The sequence below is a fragment of the Roseisolibacter sp. H3M3-2 genome (assembly GCF_029211165.1).
Lineage (GTDB): Bacteria > Gemmatimonadota > Gemmatimonadetes > Gemmatimonadales > Gemmatimonadaceae > Roseisolibacter.
On sequence record NZ_JARGEK010000308.1, the window covers coordinates 1 to 6,021 of the forward strand.

A 6,021-nucleotide genomic window follows, 5' to 3' on the forward strand; every position below is an offset into this window, starting at 1 on the left:
CTGGCGCGGCGCGCGGCCGGGCTGCCGCTGGCGGGCGACTGCACGTACGACCGCGCGCGCGCGGCGCACCGCGCCCCGTCCGCGTCGGTGGCGCCGGCCGCGCCCTCCGGCGCCGCCTCGGCCGACCTCGCGCCGACGGCCGCGCCCGCGCTGCAGGCGAACCCGCGCGTGGGCGACCTCGTGCGCGTCAACGCGAGCACCCTCTCGGCGTGCGACACGACCCCGGCCGGCTTCCGCACCGGGCGCGTCGCCGCGGTCACCGACCGGCTGGTGATCCTCGCCGACACGGCCAACCCGCGCGACGGCTTCACCGACGCCGAGTACCGGCAGTTCGCGCTCGCGTTCGACACGCTCGCGCACCCGGTGGCGGTCGCGAACTTCGGCGACCCGTCGGACGTCGACAAGAACGCGCGCGCGGTGGCGTTCTTCTCGCGCGCCGTGAACGAGGAGACGCCGCGCGGCGCCGACTACGTGGTGGGCGGCTTCTTCTGGGAGCGCGACCTCTTCCCGAACAACGTCCGCACGCGCGACAACTGCCCGGGGAGCAACTACGCGGAGTTCTTCTACATGCTCGTCCCCGACCCGCGCGGGACGATCAACGGGAACGTCCGCAGCAAGGCGTACGTCGACGAGGTGACGGTGGGGACGCTGGCGCACGAGTACCAGCACCTCATCAACGCCGCGCGCCGCCTGTACGTGACCAAGGCCGACGCGTTCGAGGAGGTCTGGCTCGGCGAGGGGCTGAGCCACATCGCCGAGGAGCTGGTGTTCTTCCGCGCCGCCGGGCTGGCGCCGCGCGCGCGGCTGACGGCGTCGTCGCTGGCCGCGTCGCCGGCGGTGGACCGCGCGTTCACCCTCTACGGCAGCGACAACCTGCGGCGCGTGCTGACCTACCTGCGCGACCCGGAGAACCGCTCGCCGTACGGCCTCGACGACGACCTCGAGACGCGCGGCGCGACGTGGCAGTTCCTGCGCTACGCCGACGACCGGCTCTCCGCCTCGGGCGGCGTGAACGGCGCCCCGCTCTGGAAGAAGTTCGTCGACGCCAACCTCGTCGGCCGCCGCAACCTGCAGGCGGCGCTCGGCGGGTCGACGCCGCTCGACGACTGGTTCCAGGACTGGGCGGTCGCGAACTTCGCCGACGCGCAGGCCCCGGCGCTCGCCGGCCTCGGCTCGCGCTTCAGCTTCGCCAGCTGGTCGTTCCGCAGCGTGCTCGGCTCGTACGAGGACACGGTGAACCGCCCGTACGCGCTGGCCACCCGCACCCTCGCCAACGACGCGCCGACCACGCTGCGCCTCAACGGCGGCTCGGCGGCCTACCTACGCTACGCGGTGCAGGCGGGGCGGCAGGCGACGGTGCGGACGCGGACGACGGGGACGGTCACGGGGGGGAACCTGAGGCTCGCGGTCGTGCGGGCGAGGTAGGGCGGCCCGGATACGGCGGGAACGGATACGGCGGGAACGGGAAGGGCGGGAGCGGAGACTGCGCGGTTCGCAGTGCTCGCTCCCGCCCTTGAGTTCGGCCCCTCGCGCGGCCGGCCCTCGCGCCGTAGTGTCTAGCGCCCCGATCGACGTCCTCATCCCCGTGAGGTGCGCGCATGCAGTTCATCGTGAATCCGCTGCCCCAGATGGAGGACCAGCGCTTCTTCCCGGCGCGGTCGATGGTGGCGTCGGTCCCGTACGTGGGCAGGATCTTCAAGGCGGCCATCGACCCGACGTGCGGTCGCTATTGCCTCAAGTCCCTCCTGAAGTGGCACAAGGGACAGGCGATCGGGGCCCCGGTCACGTCGATCGAGGTGGGACACCAGTTCGGCCCGCCGCCCGACCTGGCGGAGTCCGGCGGCCGCGCGCAGTACGCGCTCGACTACATGCTCTACCTGGCGAGCAACTGGATCGCGTACGACCCGGTGGTCAACTTTCCGCAGGCCCGGGCGCTGCTGACGCAGTCCCTCAAGCCCGACACGGTGAGCGGCTGGCAGCGCATCCTCTACTCCCACGGGCCGATCATCCTCACCGGCGTGCTCGGCGCGGCGACCATCCCGCACGTCATCCTGCTCGTGGGCGTCGACTACGCGGGTACGGGCCGGTTCTTCTACCTCGATCCGCTGGCCGGGGACGTCCTGCAGAACGAGCCCTTCGCCGGCATGCAGGCGCGCATCGACGACCAGATCGTCTACGGCCAGAAGAACATCGGCGTCAGGATCTAGCGCCGGCGCCCGCTCGCCGGCGGTCCGGGCTCCCCGCGGCAGCGTGTCCTCCCGGCGTCGCGACCGCCACGCCGCGGCCGCTGGCACGCCCCACGCATGGACGTGGGGGCGATGACTCCGCAGCTCCCCCGCGACGGGTGGCGATGCGTCGCCGCGACGCCGTGGCTCACCGCCACGAGCGGCGGCGCGCTCCGCGCCTTCCTGCGGGCGCCCTACCGCCTTCCGTCCTGGGTCCCGGAGCACTGCGCGCGGCACGCGCTCTCGCCGCTCCTCCCGCCGGTGGCCGGGCTCGGCGAGCTGGTGCGCGCTGCACGGGCGGCTCTTCGTCGTGAACCACCGGCCGGTGGCGGCGATCGGGCACCGGGAGGCGGCCGACGCGCGTGCGCTGGTCGCCCACGCGCTCGCGCCGCCCGCGCCGGCGCCGTGGACGACCGCGGCCGACGGGGAGGCGGCCGCGTGGCCGACCGACAGCCGGGCGGCGCACGACGGGATGCTCGCCCGCGAGTGGCTCGCGGCCCACGGGGGGGAGCGCGGGTGGGCGGGGGCGCACGCCGCGGCGGTCGCGCTCTACGAGGGGCCGGCGGCGGTGACGACGCTCGCGCGCGCGGAGGTGGTGTGGGGCGCCGGACTCCCCATGGCCGCGCAGGTCCGCACCGTGGTGCCGTACCGTCTCGTCGTCGTGGTCGCGCACGCGGCGCACGCGGCCGCGCTCCCGCTCACCGACGCGTCCGCGGAGCAGACGACGGTCGCCGAGCGCCTGGCGGCGTCCGCGGCCGCGGACGCCGAGTCGCGCGCCTGGTTCTCGGGTCGCGTCCTCCTCCCCGAGGCGATGGCGGTGGCGGGGATGGACGCCGCGGCGCGCCACCGTTGGGCCAGCGTGACGGGACGGGGCGACGGCCGCGACGCCTACTGGTTCCCGGAGAGCTGGGCGCGCTTCCTCGAGCCGGGGCGCACGGTCGGCGCGGTCACCGCGGCCCAGGTCGGGCGGCCGGACCCGAGCCGGCGCGCGCCCGGCACGACCGCGCCCGCGTTCGACGCGGGGGTCGAGCGGGGGCTGTGCGTCCCGCCGGGGTACGCGCTCGTCGAGTGCGTCGGCACGCTCGCCGCCGACGCCGTCGCGCTCTGACGCGCGCGCCCCGCGGCGCCGTCACCAGTTGCTCTTGGGCGCCTGGGCCTGCCCGCCGCCGCGACAGAAGGAGCAGTGCAGCGTGGTGTACCGGTACTTGTGCTTGTCCAGGATCTTCAGGACGTCCGAGAGCTTGGGACTCGCGTAGAACTTCCGGTCGCGGATGGTGATCACGTCCATCTTCATCCCCGCGAGGTACACCTGCTCCTGGGCGCTGCCGCTGCCGCGCTGCCGGGCCAGCCCCTTGCTGAACTCCTGCTCGAGGCTGCGGATCGAGTCGTAGCTCTCTCCCCCCGTGTTGTGCTGCCGGCTCCCGGTGACCGTCGCCGACGTGTTCGTGTACTTCGTCAGCTCGTAGTCCTGGCTGGCCCGCGACTGGATCGTCTGGCAGGGGATCGAGCGGCCGGTCAGGATGTACATGATGCTCGGGTCCGACAGGATGTGCCCGTGGTCGCTGTAGTACGCGAGCGTGTAGTCCGGCGCCTTGTCCATGCCGTTGACGTAGGCATCGCCGCCGTGCGCGGTGATGACCGCGGTGGACGCGTGCTTGCCCGTACTCGCGGACCAGATGTTCAGCACGTCGCCCACTTCTGTCTTCCTGATGGTCATCGTCGTCGTCCTCGTGGAGCGTGAACGTGGTGGTTGCCGCGGCGGGCTTGTCCCGTGTCGGACCGGGCCTAGTCCAGCTTGAAGCCCGCCTTCTTGAAGAACTTCTTCGCGTCCCCGTACGACTTGAGGCCGGCGACGGTGGCCTGGTACTCGACGAGCGTCGCGGCGTTCGCCCGCACGGGGTCGCGGCACACGTAGGCCACGCCGAGCGCCTTGTGGTTGTGCACCTGCACGTAGCCGAAGTGCGCGAGCCCGAGCAGCTCGCGGCCGGTGATGCTGAGCGCGTAGTTCTTGTCCAGCATGTTGGCCGTGCTGATGACCGACGCCGCGTAGAACGGCAGCCCCGAGTGGACGCCGCCGAGCAGCCACGCGTCGTTCACCGTGAAGTTCCACTTGTTGCCGCCCATCATGAGGATCGAGCCGTCGCCGGCGTCGTTCACGTAGCCGAAGTTCTTCTCGAACTGGTCCTGGGGGCTCTTGGTGATGCCCTGCATGTGCTTCGGCAGCTCCGCCGTCCGCCCCTTCTGGGTGCGGAGCGTCTGCAGCTCCTTGGCCTTGTCGCCGGTGATGTGGCGCCCGAACACGTGGAATCCGAGCACCGGGCGGCGCGAGTGCTGGTACAGCAGCCACGCGACGTCGGGGGCGACCGGCTTGGTGAAGTTGCCGACGCCGTGCACCGACTGCGCGCCCACCTGGGCGGCCTCGTAGTGCGGGCGGAAGGAGTCGAAGGTGTCGTAGGCCATGGTTGACGTCGCGGTGCGGGGTGGGCTAGGCGAACTTCGTGACGCCGAGGTGCTCGTACGCGAACGGATACGTGTCCTTCACCCGCTTGTACCGGAGCGAGTGGAACGCCCAGCGCCCGCCCTCCCGGACGCCGAAGGTGGTCGATATGTGCTTGTTCGACAGCCGGTAGGTGCTCGGGTCCAGCACCCCCGCGACGCCCTGGCGGTGGAAGTCGGTCGCGAAGTCCTGCTGCCGGCTCGCCTGGTCCCCGGCGCCCTCCGTGTTCCCCTTCGCGTTGCCGTGCGACACGATCACCTCGCCGTTCGGCGTCGGCGTCCCGACGGCGAAGGTGCAGCCGTCCATCGCGAAGGTGAAGCAGAAGTCCGCCTCGTGGCCGAGCACCGTGTAGCTCAGGTCACCCGCCTTGTACGGGCAGATGTACGACCGGAACGAGGGGTCGTCGTCCGCCGCCTCCGCCACGGTGTAGCAGTTGATGGCCCTGCCGTTGAGCGTCCCGTCGTAGACCGACTTCACGAGGGTGAGGTTCATGGGCCGGCCGTACGTCCGCTCCGCGGCGATGCTCGGCGGGAACACCAGGGTGCCCTTCATGAAGTCCAGGGCGTACGCGAGGCGAGAGAAGACGGCGACGGCGTTGGCGTCTCCACGCATGAGGGGTCTCCCGAAGGCAGGGGGGCGTCTGCGAACGCCGTGTCGCGAAGGGGGCGGGGCCGCTCGTCGGCCCCGCGTCGGATTCAGCTCATGACCAGCACCGTCGGCATCCCGATCACCACCGCGCCGCCGTGCGCCGAGTTGCTGCCGATGCGCGCCGCGGGGAGCCCGCCGACCAGCTTGGTCGTCGCGCCCATCACCAGCGTGTCGGGCGGCCCGACGCAGACGCACATCGCCGTCGCCGCCGCGGCCGGGACGCCGCCGACCAGCACCGTCGGGGTGGCCGGCGTGACCACCGGCCCGCCGACGTGCGGGATCGGGGGCACGCCCGGGGTGACCATCGGGCAGACGTGCAGGTCGCCGATGCGGGCGTAGGGCATGCTCATGCGGGGCCTCCGTCAGGCCGCGGGTGAGGGCGACGGCGGCGGCGCGGCGGCGGCGAGCGCCGTGCCGTGCCGCTCGCACTGCTCGGCGTGGTGCCGGTGCGCCAGCGTGGCCGACGGGTCCCACCCGCCCAGGCGTCGGGCGAGCTCCGCGGCCGCCGAGTCGGCGCCGCGCACGAGCGCGGGGAGCTGCGCGGGGTCCAGCTGCGCAGCGGCGAGGAGCGCCGCGGTCGCCGCCTTCGCCACGAGCGCGCTCGGCGGCGGCGGGACCGCCATCGGCGAGTGCGCCGCGGCGATGCTGCCG

6 protein-coding genes and 2 pseudogenes are annotated in these 6,021 nt (G+C 73.1%); 3 read left to right on the forward strand and 5 right to left on the reverse strand.

From position 1 onward, the window contains the following. From PYV61_RS19615 to PYV61_RS19625, 3 genes and pseudogenes are all read left to right on the forward strand, one after another. A pseudogene (locus tag PYV61_RS19615) lies at window positions 1–1,425 on the forward strand (hypothetical protein); the annotation flags it as partial. 173 nt (window positions 1,426–1,598) lie between these two features. Further along, entirely contained in the window at window positions 1,599–2,207 is a 609-nt protein-coding gene (locus PYV61_RS19620; protein ID WP_275834778.1) for a papain-like cysteine protease family protein, read from the forward strand. A 328-nt stretch (window positions 2,208–2,535) separates the two neighbouring features. Beyond that, window positions 2,536–3,333: a hypothetical protein gene (locus PYV61_RS19625; protein ID WP_275834780.1), complete on the forward strand. Its 798-nt coding sequence runs from the start codon at window positions 2,536–2,538 to the stop codon at window positions 3,331–3,333. A 21-nt stretch (window positions 3,334–3,354) separates the two neighbouring features. Here PYV61_RS19625 and PYV61_RS19630 read toward each other — a convergent pair whose 3' ends face one another. The 5 genes and pseudogenes from PYV61_RS19630 to PYV61_RS19650 form a co-directional block, all read right to left on the reverse strand. Beyond that, window positions 3,355–3,942 carry a putative adhesin gene (locus tag PYV61_RS19630; RefSeq protein WP_275834782.1) on the reverse strand — a complete coding sequence of 196 codons (588 nt, stop codon included), beginning with the start codon at window positions 3,940–3,942 and terminating at the stop codon, window positions 3,355–3,357. A gap of 68 nt (window positions 3,943–4,010) precedes the next feature. Further along, window positions 4,011–4,685, reverse strand: a complete 675-nt coding sequence (locus PYV61_RS19635) for a hypothetical protein (RefSeq protein WP_275834784.1) — start codon at window positions 4,683–4,685, stop codon at window positions 4,011–4,013. A gap of 25 nt (window positions 4,686–4,710) precedes the next feature. Next, window positions 4,711–5,334, reverse strand: a complete 624-nt coding sequence (locus PYV61_RS19640; RefSeq protein WP_275834786.1) for a hypothetical protein — start codon at window positions 5,332–5,334, stop codon at window positions 4,711–4,713. 83 nt (window positions 5,335–5,417) lie between these two features. After that, complete coding sequence (locus PYV61_RS19645; RefSeq protein WP_275834788.1) at window positions 5,418–5,720, reverse strand: PAAR domain-containing protein; 303 nt, start codon at window positions 5,718–5,720, stop codon at window positions 5,418–5,420. 12 nt (window positions 5,721–5,732) lie between these two features. Beyond that, window positions 5,733–6,021 (reverse strand): annotated as a pseudogene (locus tag PYV61_RS19650) (hypothetical protein); the annotation flags it as partial.

Coding starts and splice junctions, on each gene's coding strand:
- PYV61_RS19620 (WP_275834778.1), top strand. CDS start 1,599: ATGCAGTTCATCGTGAATCCGCTGCCCCAGATGGAGGACCAGCGCTTC.
- PYV61_RS19630 (WP_275834782.1), bottom strand. CDS start 3,942: ATGACCATCAGGAAGACAGAAGTGGGCGACGTGCTGAACATCTGGTCC.
- PYV61_RS19635 (WP_275834784.1), bottom strand. CDS start 4,685: ATGGCCTACGACACCTTCGACTCCTTCCGCCCGCACTACGAGGCCGCC.
- PYV61_RS19640 (WP_275834786.1), bottom strand. CDS start 5,334: ATGCGTGGAGACGCCAACGCCGTCGCCGTCTTCTCTCGCCTCGCGTAC.
- PYV61_RS19645 (WP_275834788.1), bottom strand. CDS start 5,720: ATGAGCATGCCCTACGCCCGCATCGGCGACCTGCACGTCTGCCCGATG.